The organism is Nonomuraea sp. NPDC050783, from assembly GCF_040802095.1.
In the GTDB taxonomy this organism is placed as follows: domain Bacteria; phylum Actinomycetota; class Actinomycetes; order Streptosporangiales; family Streptosporangiaceae; genus Nonomuraea.
Genome location: NZ_JBFAHK010000007.1, coordinates 335,213 through 353,514, shown reverse-complemented (window position 1 = coordinate 353,514; position 18,302 = coordinate 335,213). Strand labels below are relative to the sequence as shown.

Below are 18,302 nucleotides of genomic sequence, written 5' to 3'. Positions count from 1 at the left end.
TCGGCGCCTCCATGCCGCCGCCGTTCACCTGGCCGGCGTCACGCGACGCGAAGGCCATTACACGCATTTCCGATTGATCATGTCAAGTTGGTTACTTGGGAGACGAAACGTCTCGTCTCATGCTTATGGTAGGGTGGGCCGCATGCCCAGGCAGCCCAATCCCGCCCGCCGCAGCGAGCGCTCGCGCCAGGCCGTCCTCGCCGCCGCCCGCGAGCTGGTCACCGAGGTCGGCTACACCAAGCTGACCATCGAGTCCATCGCCGCGCGAGCGGGCGTCGGCAAGCAGACGATCTACCGGTGGTGGCCGTCCAAGGGCGCGGTGGTCCTCGACGCGTTCCTGGCCCTGAGCGAGACCGGGCCGGAGGCGGGCATCGCGCTGCCCGACACGGGCGACCTGGAGGCCGACCTGAAGGCGGTGATGCGCGCCACGGTCGCCGAGTTCGCCGACCCGGCCTTCGAGGCTCCGATCCGCGCGCTCAACACCGAGATCATCAACGATCCCGCCCTGGCCGAGCAATACCGCCTCCGGCTGGCCGGCCCGGTGGACGAGGCCAAGAAGTCCCGCCTGCGCAGCGCCCAGCAGGCCGGCCAGCTCGCCGCGGACGCCGATCTCGACCTGGCCCTGGAGCTGCTGTACGCCCCCCTCTACCAGCGGTGGCTGCTCCGCTCGGGCCCGCTGACCCCCGAGTACGCCGACGCCCTCGTCACCCTCGCGCTCAAGGCCCTGCGCCCCTGACCGTCCGCCCGCCCAGCGCCGGATTGACCTTGACGCGGCGTCAGCGTGTTGACTGGGGGCATGCGCATCGGAGAGCTCGCCGCGCTGCTCGGGGTCTCGACCAGGACCGTGCGGCACTACCACCACCGGGGCGTGCTGCCGGAGCCACCGCGACTGGCCAACGGCTACCGGGAGTACGGCATGCGCGACGCCGTCGCCCTGGCGCGGGTGCGGCGGCTGGTGGCGCTCGGGCTCAGCCTGGACGAGGCCCGCGACGTCATCGCCGAGGAGCGCTCCCGGGAGCTGCCGGAGATCCTCGCCGAGATCGACGCGGACCTGGCCCGGCAGGAGCAGCGGATCCGGCAGCGGCGCGAGCGGCTGGCCGAGGTGCTGCGGCGGGCCGAGGCCGGGACGCTGGGGCCGGAGGACACCGCCTCCCCCGCCCTGCTGGACTTCCTGCGGGCCGTCGAGCTGCCCGACTCCGGCGCCGCGGCCTGGGACCGGGAGCTGCTGGTCCTGATGGACACCATCGGCACCGAGCCCGGGCGGGGGCGGGCCTTCGCGCTGCTGGACGCGCTCGCCGCCGACCCGGAGGCGGCCGCGAGCGGGCACGAGTTCTACCGGCGGCTCGACGAGCTGGCCGGCGCCGACCCCGGCGATCCCCGCGTCGAGCCGCTGGCGGCCCTGCTCGCCGACTACAGCCTGCGGCACCTGCTGCCCGCGCTCGGGACGGGGATGGAGTGGGACGCACGGGCGATCGAGCCGTTCCTGGACGGGCTGGCGCCCGCGCAGGCGGCGGTGATCCGGCGAGCGGTGCGGCTCCTCACCACGGAACCGGCGTCCCCGGCAGGCGCCGCTACTGCGGAACCGGCGTCCCCGGCAGGCGCCACCGCTGCGGAACCGGCGTCCCCCGCGGGCGCCACCGCTGCGGAACCGGGGCCCTCGGCTGCGGATCCGCCGGGATCCCGGCGTCCGTGAAGGGCTCGGTCGCCCGGTCGGCGCGTGGGGTCAGGGCCGTCCGGCTCCTCCCGGTCTACTCGAAGCGTGCGTCGTCGGGCGCGGTCATGCGCTTGAGCAGCGGCAGCGCGGCGACGATCACCAGCAGCGCCGCGGCCAGCCCCCCGCCGGCGGTCAGGAAGTACGCGGGGCCGGGCAGCGCCGTCGGCGCGTTCCTGATGGCGAGCGCGTCCACGGCGGGCCCGGCCACGCCGAGCCCCGCGGCCGCCGCGAGCACGGCGGCCACGACCAGCGGCACGGCCGTCTCCAGCAGCACCACCCGCGACAACGTACGCGCCGGCGTGCCGGACAGCCGCAGCAGCGTGAACGGCCGCCGCCGCTCCACCAGCCCGCCGGCCACGGACACCAGCAGCCCGCAACCGGCCACCACCAGCGTCACCACCACGACGGCCAGGGCGACCCGCTCCGCCTGCCGCAGCAGCACCGCGCGGGCCTCGGCCACCTCGGCGAACGTCTGCGGCAGGTCCGCGCTCCCGGTACGGGCCAGGTAGCCCGCCAGCAGCGTGCGCACCTCCTCGCGGGCCGCCGCGTCCCCGGCGCGGACCAGCACGCCCGACAGGCCGAGGCCGGTGACGTCGTCCCGGAAGGCCGGGTTGTTCGTCGCCACGATCGGCAGGTCGCGGGCGATGGAGAGCATGTTGTCGATGCCGAGCAGCCGCCTGAACGCGGTGGCGACGGCCGGCGCGCCCGCCGGGCAGCCGCCGAGGGCGGGGAAGCGGGCCAGATCCCGGCAGACGACCACGTCGCGGAGCATCGCGTCGACCTTGCACCCCGGGTAGCAGGCGGGCGGCGGGATCGGGAGCTCCACGGCCAGGCCCCTGTCGTAGACGGGCAGGACCGTCAGGCCGGGACGGGCGCGCAGGCCGGCGAGCAGCTCGGCGGAGGCGTCCGGCGGCAGGGGCCGCTCGAACGAGGCGCGCAGCACGTCGTTCAGGGTGCCGCCCCCGGCCGCGAGCTGGCCGGAGACGACGGCGGGCACGATCCCGGCGACCGCCGTGCCGAGGAAGACCGCCAGCACGATCCCGCTGACCGCGCGGAAGCCCGCCTTCGGGTCGGCCGCCAGCCGCTGGGCGGCCAGCAGCGACGCCGCGCCGCGCGGGCGGCGGGCGACCAGCCGGGCGGCCCGCCACGTCAGCCAGGGACCGCCGGTGATCAGCCCGAGCATCACCAGCGCGAGGCCGGCGTCCCCCAGCACGGGGTCGAGGTCGTCGCCCCAGAACACCGGCCCGGCGAACAGCACCAGCCCCGCCGGCAGCGGCAGCACCCGCCACCAGCGCGGCGCGGACGCCGGCGCCCTGCGGGCCGCGCCGAGCGGGCTGATCCGGACCCGGCGCAGCGACCACAGGGCGGCCAGGGCGGCGGCGAGCGGCACCCCGGCCAGGACGGCGGCGTACTGGAGCGCGGACGGGGCGACCGTACTCGGGAAGAAGCGCTCGCCGGTGATCGCCACGTTCGCCAGCGCCGGGCGTACCGCCTGGAAGAGCACGATCCCGCCGGCCGCGCCGAGCAGCGCGCCGAGCGCGGCCTCGGTCGCGGCGATCACGTTGACCTGCCGGGACGTGGCGCCGACCAGCCGGATCGCGGCGAAACGCGCCTCGCGGCGGGCTGCGGCCAGCCGCGTGGCGTTGCCGATGAGCACCAGCAGCGGCACGAGCAGGCCGATCCCGGCGAGGGCGAACCCGTGCCGGTACAGCGCCGTGGTGTCACCGGCGGCGGGCCCGGCGGAGACGGCGCGCACCTGCACGGTCCCGGCCATGCCGGCGAGCTCCTGGGGCGTACGTCCGGCGACGGCGGCCAGCTCGTCGGGGCCGCTCAGCGCCGCCCGGCCGATCAGCCCGGCCCTGACGCCGGGGAAACGGTCGCCGAGCTGCGCGCTCGGCACCGTGTCGAGCAGCTCGGCCAGCGCGGGCGAGACGTGGTAGCGGCCGGCGGCGGGCAGGGCCGCCAGGCCGGGGAAGGCGGGGGCGCCGGGGCCGAGAACGGCCACGTCGAGGCGCTTGATGGTACGGCCCGCGTAGACGTCCTCGCGGTAGTTCCACAACACGGCGCCGGGGGCGGCGCCGATGGCCCGCCCGCCGGCGGCCGGGCCGGTCGTGCACTCCCAGCAGGGGCGGCCGGCGACGTCCTGGAAGGCGTTGAACAACGACAGCGTGGACAGCAGCACCGCGACCCCGGCCGCGACCGCCGCGGCGACCAGGGCCAGCCGCACGGCCGCCTCCCGGCCGCCGCGCAGCGCCAGCCGCAGGCCGAGCCGGACCGTCACCGCGGCACCCGCCCGGCGTACGGGTCGGTGACCCGGCCGTCACGGACGACGACCTCGCGGTCGGCGCAGGCGGCGACGCGGGCGTCGTGGGTCACCACGATCACCGTCGTGCCCTCCTGCCGGGCCAGGCCGACCAGCAGCTCCATGACGCGCTCGCCGGTGAGCGAGTCGAGCGAGCCGGTCGGCTCGTCGGCGAAGATCACTTTGGGCCCGGTGACCAGCGCCCGCGCGAGCGCCACGCGCTGCGCCTGGCCGCCGGACAGCTCGCCGGTGCGCCGCTCGCGCAGCCCGGCCAGCTCCAGCCGGTCCAGCCAGGCGTGCGCCCGCTCGTAGGCGGCGCGCCGCCGGACGCGGCCGAGCAGCAGCGGCAGGGCGACGTTGTCGGCCGCGGTCAGCTCCGGGACGAGCTGGCCGAACTGGAACACGAAGCCGAACGCGGTGCGCCGCAGCTCGGAGCGGCGGGCGTCGGCGAGGGTGTCCAGCCGCCCGCCGTCGAACCACACCTCGCCCTCGTCCGGGGTGAAGATGCCGGCCAGGCAGTGCAGGAGCGTGGACTTGCCGGAGCCGCTGGGGCCCATGACCGCCAGGATCTCGCCCGGGGCGACGGACAGGCTCGCCCCGCGCAGGGCTGGGGTGCTGCCGTAGGAGCGGGTGACGCCGCGGGCCTCGATGACCGCGCCAGGGACGGGCACGCCGGGAACGGGATCACCGGGAACGGGATCACCGGAGACCGGCGTGCTCCTGGGGGCGGGCGCGTTCCCGGGGGTCACGGTGGTCTCCTGGCCGCGCGGGGTGCCGTTCATCGCGGGCCCTCCCCTCCGGCCGCCGTGACCGTCTCGGCGAGCGCGGACAGGCGGGCGGCGGTCACGTCGATCCAGCGCAGGTCGGCCTCCAGGTGGAACATGCCGTGGTCGGCCAGCAGCGCGTCCACCAGCGAGCCGCCACGCTTGATCTCGGCCAGCTCGCGCATGCGCCGCATGTGGGTGGCCCGCTGCGTGTCGAGGTAGCCCGCGGCGTCGCGGTCCAGCATGAGCGCCAGCACGACCTTGGTGAACAGCACCGTCTGCAGGTGCGGCTCGGCCGCGACCGGTTCGGCCAGCCACGCCTCGACCTCGTGCCGCCCCTGGGGGGTGATGGCGTAGCGCTTGCGGTCGGGGCCGGCGCCCGGCTCGCTCTGCCCCGCGCTGACCTTGCCGTCGCGGGCGAGGCGGCCGAGCGTGGCGTACACCTGGCCGAACGGGAGCGGCTTGCCGCGGCTGAAATAGGTGTCGTAGTCGCGCTTCAGGTCGTAGCCGTAGCTGGGCTCGCGTTCGAGCAGGCCCAGCAGGGCCAAGGGGACACTCATGGCCGACGACTATACACCGGGTACATACGCATGGCGGGCGGGCGTCTGCCGCCGAACGGATGGCGTCCGGCACGTTATCCGCCGGACGCGGCGGGAAGAGAAACAAAATTCCGGACAAATCCCACTGAAGGGACTTTCATATGAGCATGCCGCCCTTAGGGACGCATGTCTGGTTCGGCGATGACTCCAGTACGTTCTCGATGGATCTGCACGTGACCGTCGTCGGCCGCACCCCGGCCGACCTGCGCACACGCGCGCTCGACGCGGCCCGCGAGTTCTACGGCGAGCAGGCCCAGCACGCGGGTGTCACCGTGCTCAGCGCCGACGTGGAGAAGAGCGACCACGACGGCGAGTACCGGGCGACCGTGGTGTTCCGCCAGGTGACCGGCTGAGCGGCACGGCCGCCCGGGAACGCGGGCGGCCGTGCTCACAGAGTGCCCGTCAGCCCGTTCTCCCAGGCCCAGGAGGCGATCCCGACCCGGTTCCGCACGCCCAGCTTGGCCTGGATGCCGGAGATGTGGCCTTTGACGGTGCTGAGGGAGATGAACAGCTCGGCGGCGATCTCCTGGTTCGTACGCCCCTGGGCCACGGCCCGTACCACCTCCACCTCCCGCTCCGACAACGGCTGCGCCGGACGCCGGGCGGTGCCGCCCCACCTGGCCGTCACGTGACGCAGCAGCCTCATGGTGATCGACGGGGAGATCAGGGCGTCCCCGGCACTGGCCGCCCGTACGGCCTCGACCAGCAGGGCCGGGCCGGCGTCCTTCAGCACGAAGCCGACCGCGCCGCCGTGCAACGCGCCGTGGACGTACTCGTCCAGGTCGAAGGTGGTGACCACGACCACCCGCAGCGGGCACGCGACACCGGGCCCGGCCAGGGCGCGGGTCACCTCGACGCCGTCCAGGCGGGGCATCTGGACGTCCACCAGGCACACGTCCGGACGCAGCCGCCGCGCCAGCGTGACGGCCTCTTCACCGTCGGCGGCCTCGGCGACGACGCTGATGTCGGGCTGGTCCTCAAGGATGACCCGCAGGCTGGCGCGGACGAGCGCCTGGTCGTCGGCGAGCAGGACGCTGATGCTCATCGCCGCTCCCGTGCGGGAGGGGAAGGCGCGGAACCCCCGAGGGGCGAGGAAACGTCGAGGGCCGCGGGACCAACGGAGGCCGTGGGGACAACGGAGGGCATGGGGCCAACGGAGGGCATGGGGGCAGCAGAGCCCTCAGGAACGGCCACAAGCTCAGGGACCGCCGTGGACGCGGGAACCTGCGTGGACGCGAGAACCGCCGCAGGCCCGGGAACCACCGTGGACACGGAAACCGCCGCAGGCGCGGGAACCGCCGCAGGCGCGGGAACCGCCGCAGGCGCGGGAACCGCCTGGGGTGTGGGGACGGTGGCGCGGAGGTGCCAGCCCGGGGCGTCGGGGCGCGGGCCGGCGTACAAGGTGCCGCCCAGGGCCTCCACGCGCTCGCGCATGCCGAGCAAGCCGTATCCACCGCCGACGGCCGGACCACGCAGACCATATCCACCGCCGACGGCCGGGCCACGCAGACCATATCCACCGCCGACGGCGGGGCCGCGCAGGCCGTATCCACCACTGCCGGTGGAGGCGCGCAGGCGGTGGGGCGGGGTGGGTGGGGCGTCGTCCGTGACCTCTACCGTGACGGTGCCGGGCTTGTGGGTGACGGTGACCTCGACGGAGCGGGCGGCTCTGGCGTGGCGGGCGACGTTGGTCAGCGCTTCCCGGACGACGCGGTAGACGGTGGCGGCGACCTCGGGCGGCCAGGAGGTCTCGTCCTCGCCACCCTCCGGCAGCCGCAGGCGGACGGCGGGCCCGCTGAAACGCCCGACCAGGGCGGCGAGGCTCTCGCGGGGCGGCGCGGGCGGTACGGCCTCGCGGAGCAGGCCGACGAGGCGGCGCATGGCGGCCAGAGCGTCGGTGCCGGCGGTCTCGATGCCGGTCAGGGCGGTGTCCAGGCGCTCGGGCCGGCTGCGGGCCAGGACCTGGGCGGCCTGGGACTGCAGGACGATGCCGGTGACGTGATGGGCGACGACGTCGTGCAGCTCGCGGGCGAGCTGGAGGCGTTCGTGGCGGCGTACGGTCTCGGCCGCGGCTTCGCGGCGGGCCGCCAGCGTGCGCGCTCCTAGACCGGCCGCGACCCCGGCCAGCCAGGCTCCCACGTTCAGGGTGGTGACGGGCGGGACCGGCAGGGCGGTGGCGGAAGCATGGCCGGCCGCCAGGCCGGCCACCGCCACGACGAGTCCGGCGGCGGCGACGGAGCAGGCGGCGCGGGGCGCGAGCGTCCGCACGGCCGAGCCGGCGAGCACGGCCAGAGCCAGCGCCGCCGCCGGCCCCGGCTCGGCGGGCAGCCCCGCGAGGCTGGACGCCAGCACGGCCGACAACGCCACGGCCTGCCCCGCGATCGCCGCCCACATCCGCTGCCGCCCGCGCGCCAGCGCCATCCCGCAGACGACCGCCCCCGCCGCGCACCCGAACGCCCAGTAACCGCCGCCCCAGCTCATCGCCACCCGATGCGCCCAGAACGCCAGCAGCCCGGCGAACACCACCGCGAGCCCGGCCTCCCGCACCACCCGCACCACACCACCCCCCACCCCGCCCATCACACCGCCCATCACACCGTCGCCCGCGCCGTTGCCCGCGCCGTTGCCCGCGCCGTCACCCGCGCCGTTGCCCGTGTCGTTGCCCGCGCTGGTACTCGCGGCGCTTCGCGGTCGCCGGGTCCGGCCGGTCGCTCTCCGACGATCACGCCGCTCAGGCTAGAGGGCCAGGACCTCCCGTCGCACCGGCCGAAAGGACGAGTCGCGCCCGGCTCGAACCCTGCTTTCGACCCGTACCGCCGCCCGGATCCGGATTCCAGGATGTGGGGCCATGCCATACGAAGAGTTCCCCCCGACCCCGCCGCACCCGGCGGGCCCGGCCCCCGTCCCACCGGCCCCCGTTCCGCCGGACTCCGTCCCACCGGCCCCCGTTCCGCAGGGCTCCATTCCGCAGGGCTCCGCCCCCTCCGCCCTCGCGCCCCGTTCCCGGATCGCCGCGCTCGACGTGATCCGTGGTTTCGCGCTCTGCGGCATCCTGGTGGCCAATGTGCAGCCGATCGCCAACGTCGGGGACGTCCTGATCGCCAGGACAGGCGGGGGCGGGAGCGGGGGCGAAGCCTGGCTCGGGTTGTTCGTCTACCATCGCTTCTTCCCGATCTTCTCGTTCCTGTTCGGCGTCGGTTTCTCCCTGCTCCTCGACTCGGCGGGGCGGCGCGTGGAGCGGCCGCGGTCGCTCCTGCTGCGGCGGCTCCTGGCGCTGCTCGCCCTCGGGCTGGCCCACATGTTCCTGCTGTGGTACGGCGACATCCTGACCGTCTACGCCGTCGTCGGGCTGGTGGTGCTGCTTCCCTCCTCCTGGTTGCCGCGCTGGGCGGTGGCCGGGGCGGCGGGCGTGCTCGTCGTGGCGGCACTGGTCGCCTCGGCCGGTTCGTACGGCCTGGTGCCCGGGTTGTTCCTGCTGGGCTCGGCGTTCACCAGGTACGGCGTGATCGGCCGGATCGAGGACTCCACCCGGATGCCCGCCGCCCTCGGGCTGGCCCTCGCCGCGATGGCGGTGCCGGCGGCGTGGGCGCAGCACGTCACCGGCGACCCGGTGGCGACGGTGACCGGCGGGCTGCTGACCGCCGGGGCGTACGTGTGCGCCCTGCTGGTGCTGCTCCGCACCCGGCTGCGGCCGTTCCTGCGGGCGGTCTTCGCCCCGCTCGGCCGGATGGCGCTGACCAACTACCTGACCGCCACCGTCCTCGTCCTGCTGGTCGCCGGGGTCGTGGGCGGCCCGCCGGAGGGGTGGCCCACAGGGACGGTGCTGCTGATCGCGGGTGGTGTCCTCGCTCTCCAATGGACGTGGTCCACGTTGTGGCTGCGGTGGTTCCGGCAGGGCCCGCTGGAGTGGTTGTGGCGCTGGGCGACCTGGGCCCGCCGGCCGCCGCTGCGCGCGGGCACTCATGACAGATAGGCTGTCTACATATAGGCAGCCTATCTGTCCCAGGGGGAAGGCATGACGACGTCCTGGCGCCACCTGCTCACCTGGCTGCACGTCGTGACGTCCGTCGCGTGGATGAGCCAGGCACTGGCGTTGTTCGTGCTCAACCTGCACAGCGCGGTCACCGGGAGCCTGGAGGGCTACCGGATGGCGAGCCTGCTCGACGGCGCGCTGCTGGCGCACTTCGCCAACGCCTCGGCCTTCACCGGGATCATGCTCGCCGCCATGACGAAGTGGGGGTTTTTCCGGTACTGGTGGGTGCTGGTCAAGTTCGTGATCACGCTGGTGCAGCTCTACGCGGGGATCTTCCTGCTCGGCCCGCGGCTGGAGGCGCTGGCGGCCGGGGCGCGGGAGGCCGACCCGCTCGCGCTCGGCGGCACGCTGCTCATGGCCTCGGCCATCGCCTTCCAGGCGTGGGTGTCGGTGGCCAAGCCCTGGCGGCGCACCCGGTGGGCGGCCCCCCGGACGCCTCCGGCCGAGCCGCCCCGCTGGATGCCGCCCTACGTGCTGCTGGTGCCCGTGCTGGACTACCTGCTGAGCGTGCCGCTGGGACACCCCGCGCCGCTGCTGTTCGCGGTGACCGCGGTCGCGTACCCGCTCTGGCGGGCACGCGCCCTGCGGCGGGCCGCCGCGTAGCGGCAGCGGGAAGGTCACGCCGGCCGCGGGAAAGTCGCGCCGCGGGAAGGTCACAGCGCGAGCCACAGGCGCAGGAGGTGGCGGCGGCGGTGCGGCTCGGGATGGTCCTCGTAGGCCGTGCGGCTGTGCAGGACGACGTGGTTGTTGAGGAACTGCATGTCGCCCTCCCGCAGGTCCATCGTGAAGGCGAAGCGCGGGTCGGCGGTGAGCCGGTCGAGGAGGTCCATGACCTCGCGCTGGGCCGGCGTGAACGGGGGCACGTGCGCACCGCGCTGGGCCGAGCGCAGGTAGTCGGGGCCGTAGGAGAAGGAGATGCCGCCGCCGGGGCGGCGCACGCAGAGGGGCTTGGCGGCGAAGCCGTCGGGGCCGTCGCAGCGGCGCAGGTCGTGCCACCACGGCTCGTAGAGCAGGGCGGCCAGGTCGGGGCGGGTGCGGACCACCTCGTTGTGCACGGCGACGGAGCTGACGATGGAGCTGAGGCCACCGGCCTTGGCCGGGCGCAGGCACAGCAGGGCCACGACGTCAGTGGGATCGGTGTGGTAGCCGAGCCGGGCCCGGTGCTCGTGGCTGCGGGTGCGCGCCTCGGCCGGGTCGGCGCCGGTGTCGCGGACGTGCATGACAAGCCGCCCGTCCGGCCCCTGCGGGACGACGTCGCCCACGTGGCGCGCGAGGACGAGCGCGGCGAGCTCGCGCTGCCGCCCGGTCAGGCCGTCCACGGGAACGCCCTGGAGCAACGCGAAACCGGGACCATCCACGAGGCAGGCGCGCACCCGAGCGGGCGGAGCCGGCCATCGCCCAGGGCGGAACGTCTTCACCCAGAGCGGAAGGGCGGTCAGGCGAGGGAGTCGATCCAGCGCTCCAGACGGCGGCCCTCGGCCTCCATCAGGGCGGGGTCGCGGAAGGTGTTGGTGAGCAGCGAGACGCCCTGGTACGCGGCCAGCAGGGCGACCGCGAGCTCGCGCGCGTCGGCGCGTCCCATGCCCGCGAACTGCCGCTCGATCCACTCCAGCAGCTCCCCCATGACCTTGGCGACGGCCCGGTCGAGGCCGTCGTCGCGCTTGTCCAGCTCGGAGGCGAGGGTGCCGGTGGGGCAGCCGTACTGGGCGGCGACGTGGCTCTGGCGGGTCCAGCCGCCGACGAGGGCCTTGAGCCGGTCCTGCGGGGTGGGGAGAGCGTCGAGGCCGTCGATGAGGGAGCGCAGCTCGCGGCCGTGCGTGTCGATGGCGGCCTCGATGAGCTGGTCCTTCGTCTTGAAGTAGTAGTAGACGTTGCCGACCGGGACGTCGGCCGCGCGGGCGATGTCGGCGAGCGTGGTCTTCTCGACGCCCTGCTCGTGGAGGATCCGGGCGGCGGCGCCGGCGAGCCGTTCGCGCTTGCCCGCCCTCGTTGAGTTAGTCACCTCACTCACTATAGACAACCGCTCCGGCGGGCCGTTATGGTCTCGCCTTGAATCAGTGAGTCAGTCAGCTAACTAACTCCTTCGGAGGAGAACCATGATCGTGGTGACAGGTGCGACCGGCAACGTGGGCGGCGAGCTGGTACGGCTGCTGGCAGCTGCGGGCGAGCGGGTGACGGCCGTCTCGCGGGGCGGCGGGGCGCCGCTCGAGGGCGTCCGGCACCACCAGGGCGACCTGGGCGATCCGGCCGGGCTGAAGGACGCCTTCGCCGGTGCCGACACGCTGTTCCTGATGGTCGCCGGTCAGGAGCCGGAGGCCGTCCTGGACGCGGCGGGCGCGGCCGGGGTACGGCGGGTGGTGCTGCTCTCGTCTCAGGGCGCCGGTACGAGGCCGCACGCCTATGCCCATCCGGTCGCCTTCGAGGAGGCGGTGCGCGCGTCCGGGCTGGAGTGGACGATCCTGCGGCCGGGCGGGTTCGCCACGAACAGCCTGGCCTGGGCCGGGTCGATCCGCGCCCACCGTACGGCCGCCGCGCCCTTCGGCGACGTCGCGCTGCCCGTCATCGATCCGGCCGACATCGCCGAGGTGGCGGCCGTGGCGCTGCGCGAGGACGGGCACGCGGGGCGCGTGTACGAGCTCACCGGGCCGCGCCCGGTCACGCCGCGCGAGCGGGCCGCGGCCATCGGGGCGGTCCTGGGGGACGAGGTGCGCTTCGTCGAGCAGACCAGGGAGGAGGCGCGGGCGCAGATGCTGACGTTCATGCCGGAGCCGGTCGTCGAGGCGACCCTCGCCATCCTGGGCGATCCGGCCGAGGCCGAGCGGCGGGTCAGCCCGGACGTCGAGCGGGTCCTGGGGCGGGCGCCGCGCGCGTTCGCCGACTGGGCCGCCCGCAACGCCGCCGCGTTCCGTTGACCGCGAACGTGCCGCCGGCCGGCCCGAGCGCTAACGTGCCGCCGACCGGCCCGAGCGCTAACGTGCCACCGGCCGCCGCGAGTCGGATGTCGCGGTCCCTGCGGGGTTTTCTCGCCGAGCCGCACGTCGCCACCCTGACGACGCTGCGCCCCGACGGCACCCCGCACGTGACGGCCGTGCGCTTCACCTGGGACGCCGGCGCGGCCCTGGCCCGCGTGCTGACCGTCGCCACCGCCCGCAAGGCCCGCAACCTCACGATCGTCCCGCACGCCGCCCTCTGCCAGGTGGCCGGCTTCCGCTGGGTCACCCTGGAGGGCGCCGCCACGGTGTCCGCCGATCCGCGGCGCGTGGCCGAGGCCGCCCGCCGCTACGCCCTCCGCTACGGCTCGCCGCCGCCCGCCCCTCCCGGCCGGGTCGTCATCGAGATCGCGGTGAGCCGCGTCATGAACCTCAACACCTGAAACGGACACGTCCCATGCCCATGCCCCTGCCCTTGAACGTCACGAACGTCCTCGGTTCCACCCTGGCCCACCGCGAGCTGGGCTCCGGCGCGTCGACGGTCTTCCTGCACGGCAACCCCACCAGCTCCCACCTGTGGCGCCACGTCATGCCCGCCGCCGGGCCCGGCCGCCACCTGGCCCCCGACCTCATCGGCATGGGCGAGTCCGGCAAGCCGGACCTCGGCTACACCTTCGACGACCACGCCCGCTACCTCGACGCCTGGTTCGACGCGCTGGAGCTCGACGACGTGGTGCTCGTGGGCCACGACTGGGGCGGCGCGCTGGCCTTCGACTGGGCCGCCCGCCATCCCGGACGGGTACGCGGCATCGCCTTCACCGAGGCCGTCGTCAAGCCGATGGCCTGGGAGGAGCTGCCGGAGGGCGGCCGCGAGGTGTTCCGGGCCATCAAGACCGACGGGGTGGGCGAGGCCATGATGCTCGACGACAACGCCTTCCTGCGGAACTTCGCCGACACCATGGCCACGCCGCTCGCCGGGGAGGACCTGGAGACCTACCTGCGGCCGTACCCCACCCGCGAGAGCCGGTTGCCGCTGCTGCGGTGGGCGCGCTCGATGCCGCTCGGCGGGGAGCCGGCGGACCTGGTGGCCAGGATGGAGGAGTTCGGCCGGTGGGCGGCCGGCAGCCCGGAGGTGCCGAAGCTGCTGATCGGCTTCCGTCCCGGCCCGGGGTCCATGTGGACGCCGGAGACGGTGAAGTGGTGCGTGGACACCATGGCGTCGCTGCGGGTGCGCGAGCACGACGAGACCGCCGGGCACCACACCCCCGAGGACCGTCCCCTGGTGATCGCGGCGGACGTGGCGTCCTGGCTCGCCGGGATCCGCTGACCCCGGGGGCGGTTCCCCGCGGAGGTGTTGGCACCATGGTCGGTGTCCGCGCGTCCAGGCGGAGGAGCTGGTTCCTGGCGGAGGAGCTGGTTCCTGGCGGAGGAGCGAAGGAGCAGCCGCATGCCGCGTACCTGGCTGACCGACCGGTTCGGGCTCGACGTGCCGCTGGTCGGCGCCCCGATGGCGGGGGTGGGCGACGGGCGGCTGGCCGCGGCCGTCTCGGCGGCGGGGGCGCTCGGCATGTTCGGGGTGCCGACCGGCGCGCCGGCCTCGTGGGTGGCCGGGCAGGCCGCCGTGGCCGCCGGGAGCGGGCGCCCGTACGGGGTGGGGCTGATGGCCTGGGCGCTGGCGGACGATCCCGGGCCGCTGGAGGCGGTCCTCGACGCCCGTCCCGCCCTGGTCGCGGTCAGCTACGGCGACTACGGCCGCTACGTCGAGCCGCTGCGCCGGGCGGGCATCACCGTCGCCACCCAGGCCGGCACCACGGAGGAGGCCCGAGCCGCCGAGCGGGCCGGCGTGGACGTCGTCGTGGCGCGCGGCGGCGAGGGCGGCGGGCACGGCCGCGACGAGGTGGCCACGCTGCCGCTGCTGCAGAGCGTCCTGGAGGCGGTCACCGTCCCGGTGCTCGCGGCGGGCGGCATCGCCACGGCGCGCGGCCTGGCCGCGGTGCTCGCGGCGGGGGCCGAGGGCGGCTGGGCGGGGACGGCGTTCCTGGGCTGCGCCGAGACGACCCTGCCCGAGCCGGCCCGGCGGCGGCTGCTGGAGACCGGGGAGACCGGCACCGCCTACGGGCGGGTCTTCGACGTCGCCCAGCGCCTGGACTGGCCGCCCGAGTACGGGGGCCGCGCCCTGCGCAACGCCTTCTTCGACCGGTGGCACGGCCGGGAGGCGGAGCTGGCGGGCGACGACGGCGCGCGTGCCGAGCTGGCGGCCGCCCGCCGGGCCGGCGACTACGACACCGCCTACGTCTACGCGGGTCAGGCCGTCGGGATGGTGCGGCACGGGCGTCCGGCCGCCGACGTCGTGGCGGGCTTCGCCGCCGCCGACGAGCTTTTGTCGCGCTTCGCCCGCCCGGACAGCCCGGATCCGGCCCCGGGGTCATGACGGCGACGGCCGGCCTTCCGGCTCGACGATCGGCATGGCGGGGACGGGAGCGCGTCACAAGGTCTTTCTAGTAGGGATCAAGGCGTTTGCAGGCAACGAATCCGCCTCGGCAACCAGGTTGAAATCGGTCCATTGCACCCTGAAGCCATCGCCCCCGAGGAAGGACGCCTCCCATGACCGCCACCCGGACCCTCGCCACCCTGGCCGTCGCCGCCACCTCCGCCGCCGCCACCGCCGCCCTCCTGATGGCCCCCGCCGCGCAGGCCGCCACCGCCACCTCCTCCGCCACCGCCGCCACCACCGCCGCCCCGCAGTCGGCGCCGATCGTCTGGGGCCCGTCCTACGCGCCCGGCCGCGCGGCCAAGGCCGCCGGCAAGCTGACCGCCACCGGCGAGGACCACGCCGACCTGCCCACCGCCGACGTCGTCAGCGTCTCGGGCACGATCCAGGACTCCACCAGGTCCGCCTCCTGCGGCTGGGCGGTGTTCCGCATCACCTACCGCTCGGGGAGCAACCTGCCGAACAGGAACCACTCCGTGCTCGACTGCTCCTACCGCACGCCGAAGCACTTCTCCTTCAAGTACCACGACGTCTACCAGGTCGAGCTCAAGGTCTGCTCCGGCGCCAGGGCCGCCAAGCCGTCCCTGAACTGCCTGTACGCGGGCACCTGGAAGACCCTGTACCTGTCCAAGTGAGGCGGGTGTGCGGCGGCCTGGCCCGGGTAGCCGCCGGGACGTGAGTCATGACGGGGAGACACAGCGGTTCGGCTTCGCCTTCGAGGACCGGTACCGGCCGCTGCTGGGCCTGCTCGGCATCCGGCCGGGGACGTGCGAGCTGACGGTGGACGACGACCTGCTGCGGGTCCGGTTCGGGCGGTGGCTGGTGCTGTCGCCGCGCCGCAACGTGGCCGGGGCCGAGCTGTCGGGGCCGTACTCGCCGCTGAAGGGGATCGGGGTACGCGTGTCGCTGGCCGACCGGGGCCTCACCTTCGGCAGCGACACCCGGCAGGGGGTGTGCATCCGCTTCCACCGCCCGGTGTCGGGCGGCGAACCGCTCGGGGTGCTGCGCCATCCCGCGCTGACGGTGACCGTCGAGGAGCCGGCCCGGCTGGCCGGGTTGCTGGCGAGCCGGTGACGCGCCGGGGCCGGGGGTTGACCTGGAGCGCGCTCCAGGGGCCAGGGTGGTTCCATGCACAATGCCATGAGGACACGCGCCATCGGTAACCGGCAGGTCGGGGCCATCGGTCTCGGCGCCATGCCCATGTCGGTGGCCGGGCACATGCCGGACGAGGACCAGTCGATCCGTACGATCCACGCGGCCCTGGACGCCGGCGTCACCCTGATCGACACCGCCGACGCCTACACCCCCTCCCACACCGACGTGGGCCACAACGAGCGCCTGGTCGCCCGCGCCCTGTCGCTGTGGCCGGGCGACGCCGGCGCCGTGCTCGTCGCCACCAAGGGCGGGCACACCCGCACGCCCGACGGGTGGGACGTGGACGGCAGCCCCGACTACCTCAAGCGGGCCTGCGACCGCTCGCTGAAGGCCCTCGGCGTGGACAGCATCGGCCTCTACCAGCACCACCGGCCCGACCCGAAGGTGCCGTACGAGGAGACGATCGGCGCGCTGAAGGACCTGCACGACGCCGGCAAGATCCAGTTCGCCGGCATCTCCAACGCCGACCCCCGGCAGATCAGGCTCGCCCACGAGATCCTGGGCGACCGGCTGGTGAGCGTGCAGAACGAGTACTCGCCGCGCTTCCGCTCCAGCGAGCCCGAGATCGACGTCTGCGCCGAGCTGGGCCTGGCCTTCCTGCCCTGGTCGCCGCTGGGCGGCATCGGGCGTACCGGGGAGCTGAGCCGCAACCCCGCCTTCCACGCGATCGCCGACGAGCGTGGCGTCTCGCCGCAGCAGGTCTGCCTCGCCTGGGAGCTGGCGCGCAGCCCGGTCGTGATCCCGATCCCCGGGGCCAGCCGCCCGGAGACCATCCTCGACTCGGTGGCCGCGGCCGGGCTGGAGCTCACCGCGGACGAGCTGGCCCGTCTCGGCTGAGGGCCCCGCGCGGAGGTGGCGCGCGCGGGCAGGCGCCCGATCGGTTCTCTTGATCGACTTCGTTCCGGGGGCTCGATAGGGTGTGCGTCCCGGCCCGCGCTCACCCCCTGGAAGAGTCCCGTGCTCCGTCGCCATCGCTCCGCCGTGCCCGCACTCGTCGTCGCGGGCGGTTATCTCGCCGTGGTCGCCGTGGCCGCCGTCGTGGCGGCGGCCACCGGCGACCTCGCCCCGCTGTGGCGGCTGACGATCGCGCAGGAGGCCGGGGAGGGCGTCGCGGTGACCGCGCGGGACGTGGCCGTCCCCGCCCTCACCGGCCTGGTCTGGACCTGGACCCTGTGGCAGGCGCTGCGCGGGCCCCTGGCGGCCCCGTCCCCCGCGAGCGGCCAGGAGGGCGAGGCCGGGCAGCAGGTGGGGCAGGAGCAGCAGGTGGGGCGGGCGCGCGTGGCGCTGTACGCCGCCGCGGCCACCTGGCTGCTCTACATGGTCCTGCCGTCCTGGCCGTGGTGGGCGGCCGTGATCGAGGCGGTGACGATGTGGGCGGTCGTGCTGCTGCTCCATCCGGTGCTGGGTGACGGGCTGGAACGGCCCGGGGTGGCCAGGACCGCGGGCGTGCTGGGGTTCGGCGGCGCCGTCGTCGACGAGGTGCTGGACCTGCTCGACCTGCCGGTCCCGGACGAGTCGGCCCTGATCGTCGGCGTGGCGGCCCTGGTCTGGACGGTGCTGGTCCTGCGGGCCCAGCGCGGCGACGACCGCTGGCGGCCCGCCACCGTCGCGTACGGCATCGCCGCGCTGGTGCTGCCGCTCCTCGGCCTGCTGGTGCCCGCCGTCCTGGCGCTGACGGGCACGGCGATCGCCTCGGACTCGGCCCTCGTCGGCGGTCTCGCGGCGGCCGCCGGCGCGGTGCAGGTGATCTGGCTGACCCGCTCCGGCCACGACCTCGCCTCCCCGGGCCTGGCCGTCCCCGCGCGCCGGACGGCCGCCCCTACAGGATGACGCGGCCGACGAGCTTGCCGCCGTCCAGCGGGATCGCCAGGCAGTACGCCGTCCGCTGCCGGGGCCAGTCGCCCTCGGCGGGGACGAGCCCGATGACGGTGAGCCCGGACCTGCGCGCGGGCACGTACCGCATCCGGGGCGCGCATCCCTCCCTGGCCAGCCGGTCCAGCTCCCTCAGGCCCGGCCAGGGCTGGTCGGGCAGCACGTAGGTGGTCGCGAACTCGGCGGAGTGCGGCACGGAGCAGGACACCACCGTCACGGTGAAGTTCTCCGGCAGCGGATCGAGGCAGTCGCCGGGCCGCAGCTCGGTGGCGTGGTAGTGCTCCTCGCCGGGCCTCACCGCCGTCGGCGCGGCGGCGGGCCCGGCCGCCGGGGGCTCGGACTCGGGCGCGGACTCGGGCGCGGCCCCGCAGCCCGCGAGCGCGCCCGCCAGGCAGGCGGCCGCGGTCAGGTGACGGATCATGACGCCGGATCGTGGCAGGCG

The 18,302-nt window shown here is 75.1% G+C and carries 21 protein-coding genes; 13 read left to right on the top strand and 8 right to left on the bottom strand.

What is annotated here, in order from left to right; all coding sequences use genetic code 11:
• The first annotated feature begins 142 nt into the window (after positions 1–142).
• Together AB0H75_RS21925 and AB0H75_RS21920 are read left to right on the top strand one after the other, a co-directional pair.
• Complete coding sequence (locus AB0H75_RS21925; protein WP_367798833.1) at positions 143–736, top strand: TetR/AcrR family transcriptional regulator; 594 nt, start codon at positions 143–145, stop codon at positions 734–736.
• Positions 737–796: 60 nt separating this feature from the next.
• The gene (locus AB0H75_RS21920; protein ID WP_367798831.1) at positions 797–1,693 is read left to right on the top strand and encodes a MerR family transcriptional regulator; all 897 of its coding nucleotides are present in this window, start codon (positions 797–799) and stop codon (positions 1,691–1,693) included.
• A 55-nt stretch (positions 1,694–1,748) separates the two neighbouring features.
• Here the strand turns inward: AB0H75_RS21920 and AB0H75_RS21915 are convergent, their stop codons facing one another.
• From AB0H75_RS21915 to AB0H75_RS21905, 3 genes are all read right to left on the bottom strand, one after another.
• Positions 1,749–3,995: an FtsX-like permease family protein gene (locus AB0H75_RS21915; RefSeq protein ID WP_367798829.1), complete on the bottom strand. Its 2,247-nt coding sequence runs from the start codon at positions 3,993–3,995 to the stop codon at positions 1,749–1,751.
• Positions 3,992–4,687, bottom strand: a complete 696-nt coding sequence (locus AB0H75_RS21910; protein ID WP_367799043.1) for an ABC transporter ATP-binding protein — start codon at positions 4,685–4,687, stop codon at positions 3,992–3,994. Before AB0H75_RS21910 ends, AB0H75_RS21915 begins: the two co-directional genes overlap by 4 nt.
• Positions 4,688–4,794: 107 nt before the next feature.
• A complete protein-coding gene (locus AB0H75_RS21905; RefSeq protein WP_367798827.1) occupies positions 4,795–5,340 on the bottom strand; it encodes a PadR family transcriptional regulator in 546 nt (181 codons plus the stop codon).
• Positions 5,341–5,540: 200 nt separating this feature from the next.
• On the opposite strand from AB0H75_RS21905, the gene AB0H75_RS21900 reads away from it, so the two are divergent.
• Complete coding sequence (locus AB0H75_RS21900; protein ID WP_367798826.1) at positions 5,541–5,732, top strand: hypothetical protein; 192 nt, start codon at positions 5,541–5,543, stop codon at positions 5,730–5,732.
• Positions 5,733–5,767: 35 nt separating this feature from the next.
• Here AB0H75_RS21900 and AB0H75_RS21895 read toward each other — a convergent pair whose 3' ends face one another.
• Complete coding sequence (locus tag AB0H75_RS21895; protein WP_367798824.1) at positions 5,768–6,424, bottom strand: response regulator; 657 nt, start codon at positions 6,422–6,424, stop codon at positions 5,768–5,770.
• Positions 6,421–7,971, bottom strand: coding sequence for a sensor histidine kinase (locus tag AB0H75_RS21890; RefSeq protein ID WP_367798822.1), 1,551 nt, complete (start codon positions 7,969–7,971; stop codon positions 6,421–6,423). The genes AB0H75_RS21895 and AB0H75_RS21890 overlap by 4 nt, the downstream gene beginning before the upstream one ends.
• 430 nt (positions 7,972–8,401) lie before the next feature.
• On the opposite strand from AB0H75_RS21890, the gene AB0H75_RS21885 reads away from it, so the two are divergent.
• Complete coding sequence (locus AB0H75_RS21885) at positions 8,402–9,352, top strand: DUF418 domain-containing protein (protein ID WP_367798820.1); 951 nt, start codon at positions 8,402–8,404, stop codon at positions 9,350–9,352.
• 42 nt (positions 9,353–9,394) lie between these two features.
• Positions 9,395–10,015, top strand: coding sequence for a hypothetical protein (locus tag AB0H75_RS21880; protein ID WP_367798818.1), 621 nt, complete (start codon positions 9,395–9,397; stop codon positions 10,013–10,015).
• 50 nt (positions 10,016–10,065) lie between these two features.
• Here the strand turns inward: AB0H75_RS21880 and AB0H75_RS21875 are convergent, their stop codons facing one another.
• Both AB0H75_RS21875 and AB0H75_RS21870 read right to left on the bottom strand, forming a co-directional pair.
• A complete protein-coding gene (locus AB0H75_RS21875; RefSeq protein ID WP_367798816.1) occupies positions 10,066–10,770 on the bottom strand; it encodes a TauD/TfdA family dioxygenase in 705 nt (234 codons plus the stop codon).
• Between the two features lie 77 nt (positions 10,771–10,847).
• Positions 10,848–11,414 carry a TetR/AcrR family transcriptional regulator gene (locus tag AB0H75_RS21870; protein ID WP_367798814.1) on the bottom strand — a complete coding sequence of 189 codons (567 nt, stop codon included), beginning with the start codon at positions 11,412–11,414 and terminating at the stop codon, positions 10,848–10,850.
• A gap of 94 nt (positions 11,415–11,508) precedes the next feature.
• On the opposite strand from AB0H75_RS21870, the gene AB0H75_RS21865 reads away from it, so the two are divergent.
• From AB0H75_RS21865 to AB0H75_RS21830, 8 genes are all read left to right on the top strand, one after another.
• On the top strand, positions 11,509–12,324 hold the full coding sequence (locus AB0H75_RS21865; RefSeq protein ID WP_367798812.1) for an NAD(P)H-binding protein: 816 nt from the start codon (positions 11,509–11,511) through the stop codon (positions 12,322–12,324).
• An 86-nt stretch (positions 12,325–12,410) separates the two neighbouring features.
• Positions 12,411–12,785, top strand: a complete 375-nt coding sequence (locus tag AB0H75_RS21860; protein ID WP_367798810.1) for a pyridoxamine 5'-phosphate oxidase family protein — start codon at positions 12,411–12,413, stop codon at positions 12,783–12,785.
• Between the two features lie 14 nt (positions 12,786–12,799).
• Positions 12,800–13,669, top strand: a complete 870-nt coding sequence (locus AB0H75_RS21855; protein WP_367798808.1) for a haloalkane dehalogenase — start codon at positions 12,800–12,802, stop codon at positions 13,667–13,669.
• A gap of 120 nt (positions 13,670–13,789) precedes the next feature.
• On the top strand, positions 13,790–14,773 hold the full coding sequence (locus AB0H75_RS21850; protein ID WP_367798806.1) for an NAD(P)H-dependent flavin oxidoreductase: 984 nt from the start codon (positions 13,790–13,792) through the stop codon (positions 14,771–14,773).
• A gap of 173 nt (positions 14,774–14,946) precedes the next feature.
• Entirely contained in the window at positions 14,947–15,468 is a 522-nt protein-coding gene (locus AB0H75_RS21845) for a hypothetical protein (RefSeq protein ID WP_367798804.1), read from the top strand.
• Between the two features lie 40 nt (positions 15,469–15,508).
• The gene (locus AB0H75_RS21840; protein WP_367798802.1) at positions 15,509–15,907 is read left to right on the top strand and encodes a hypothetical protein; all 399 of its coding nucleotides are present in this window, start codon (positions 15,509–15,511) and stop codon (positions 15,905–15,907) included.
• Positions 15,908–15,973: 66 nt separating this feature from the next.
• Positions 15,974–16,825, top strand: coding sequence for an aldo/keto reductase (locus tag AB0H75_RS21835; protein WP_367798800.1), 852 nt, complete (start codon positions 15,974–15,976; stop codon positions 16,823–16,825).
• Positions 16,826–16,945: 120 nt separating this feature from the next.
• Positions 16,946–17,818 carry a hypothetical protein gene (locus tag AB0H75_RS21830; RefSeq protein ID WP_367798798.1) on the top strand — a complete coding sequence of 291 codons (873 nt, stop codon included), beginning with the start codon at positions 16,946–16,948 and terminating at the stop codon, positions 17,816–17,818.
• Here AB0H75_RS21830 and AB0H75_RS21825 read toward each other — a convergent pair.
• Positions 17,808–18,281 (bottom strand): septum formation family protein, encoded by a 474-nt coding sequence (locus AB0H75_RS21825; RefSeq protein ID WP_367798796.1) that lies wholly within the window; start codon positions 18,279–18,281, stop codon positions 17,808–17,810. The two genes, AB0H75_RS21830 and AB0H75_RS21825, sit on opposite strands and share 11 nt — an antisense overlap.
• Positions 18,282–18,302: the final 21 nt, after the last annotated feature.

Coding starts and splice junctions, on each gene's coding strand:
- AB0H75_RS21905 (WP_367798827.1), bottom strand. CDS start 5,340: ATGAGTGTCCCCTTGGCCCTGCTGGGCCTGCTCGAACGCGAGCCCAGC.
- AB0H75_RS21865 (WP_367798812.1), top strand. CDS start 11,509: ATGATCGTGGTGACAGGTGCGACCGGCAACGTGGGCGGCGAGCTGGTA.
- AB0H75_RS21900 (WP_367798826.1), top strand. CDS start 5,541: ATGGATCTGCACGTGACCGTCGTCGGCCGCACCCCGGCCGACCTGCGC.
- AB0H75_RS21890 (WP_367798822.1), bottom strand. CDS start 7,971: ATGGGCGGTGTGATGGGCGGGGTGGGGGGTGGTGTGGTGCGGGTGGTG.
- AB0H75_RS21925 (WP_367798833.1), top strand. CDS start 143: ATGCCCAGGCAGCCCAATCCCGCCCGCCGCAGCGAGCGCTCGCGCCAG.
- AB0H75_RS21860 (WP_367798810.1), top strand. CDS start 12,411: ATGTCGCGGTCCCTGCGGGGTTTTCTCGCCGAGCCGCACGTCGCCACC.
- AB0H75_RS21895 (WP_367798824.1), bottom strand. CDS start 6,424: ATGAGCATCAGCGTCCTGCTCGCCGACGACCAGGCGCTCGTCCGCGCC.
- AB0H75_RS21835 (WP_367798800.1), top strand. CDS start 15,974: ATGAGGACACGCGCCATCGGTAACCGGCAGGTCGGGGCCATCGGTCTC.
- AB0H75_RS21855 (WP_367798808.1), top strand. CDS start 12,800: ATGCCCATGCCCCTGCCCTTGAACGTCACGAACGTCCTCGGTTCCACC.
- AB0H75_RS21850 (WP_367798806.1), top strand. CDS start 13,790: ATGCCGCGTACCTGGCTGACCGACCGGTTCGGGCTCGACGTGCCGCTG.
- AB0H75_RS21845 (WP_367798804.1), top strand. CDS start 14,947: ATGACCGCCACCCGGACCCTCGCCACCCTGGCCGTCGCCGCCACCTCC.
- AB0H75_RS21920 (WP_367798831.1), top strand. CDS start 797: ATGCGCATCGGAGAGCTCGCCGCGCTGCTCGGGGTCTCGACCAGGACC.
- AB0H75_RS21880 (WP_367798818.1), top strand. CDS start 9,395: ATGACGACGTCCTGGCGCCACCTGCTCACCTGGCTGCACGTCGTGACG.
- AB0H75_RS21825 (WP_367798796.1), bottom strand. CDS start 18,281: ATGATCCGTCACCTGACCGCGGCCGCCTGCCTGGCGGGCGCGCTCGCG.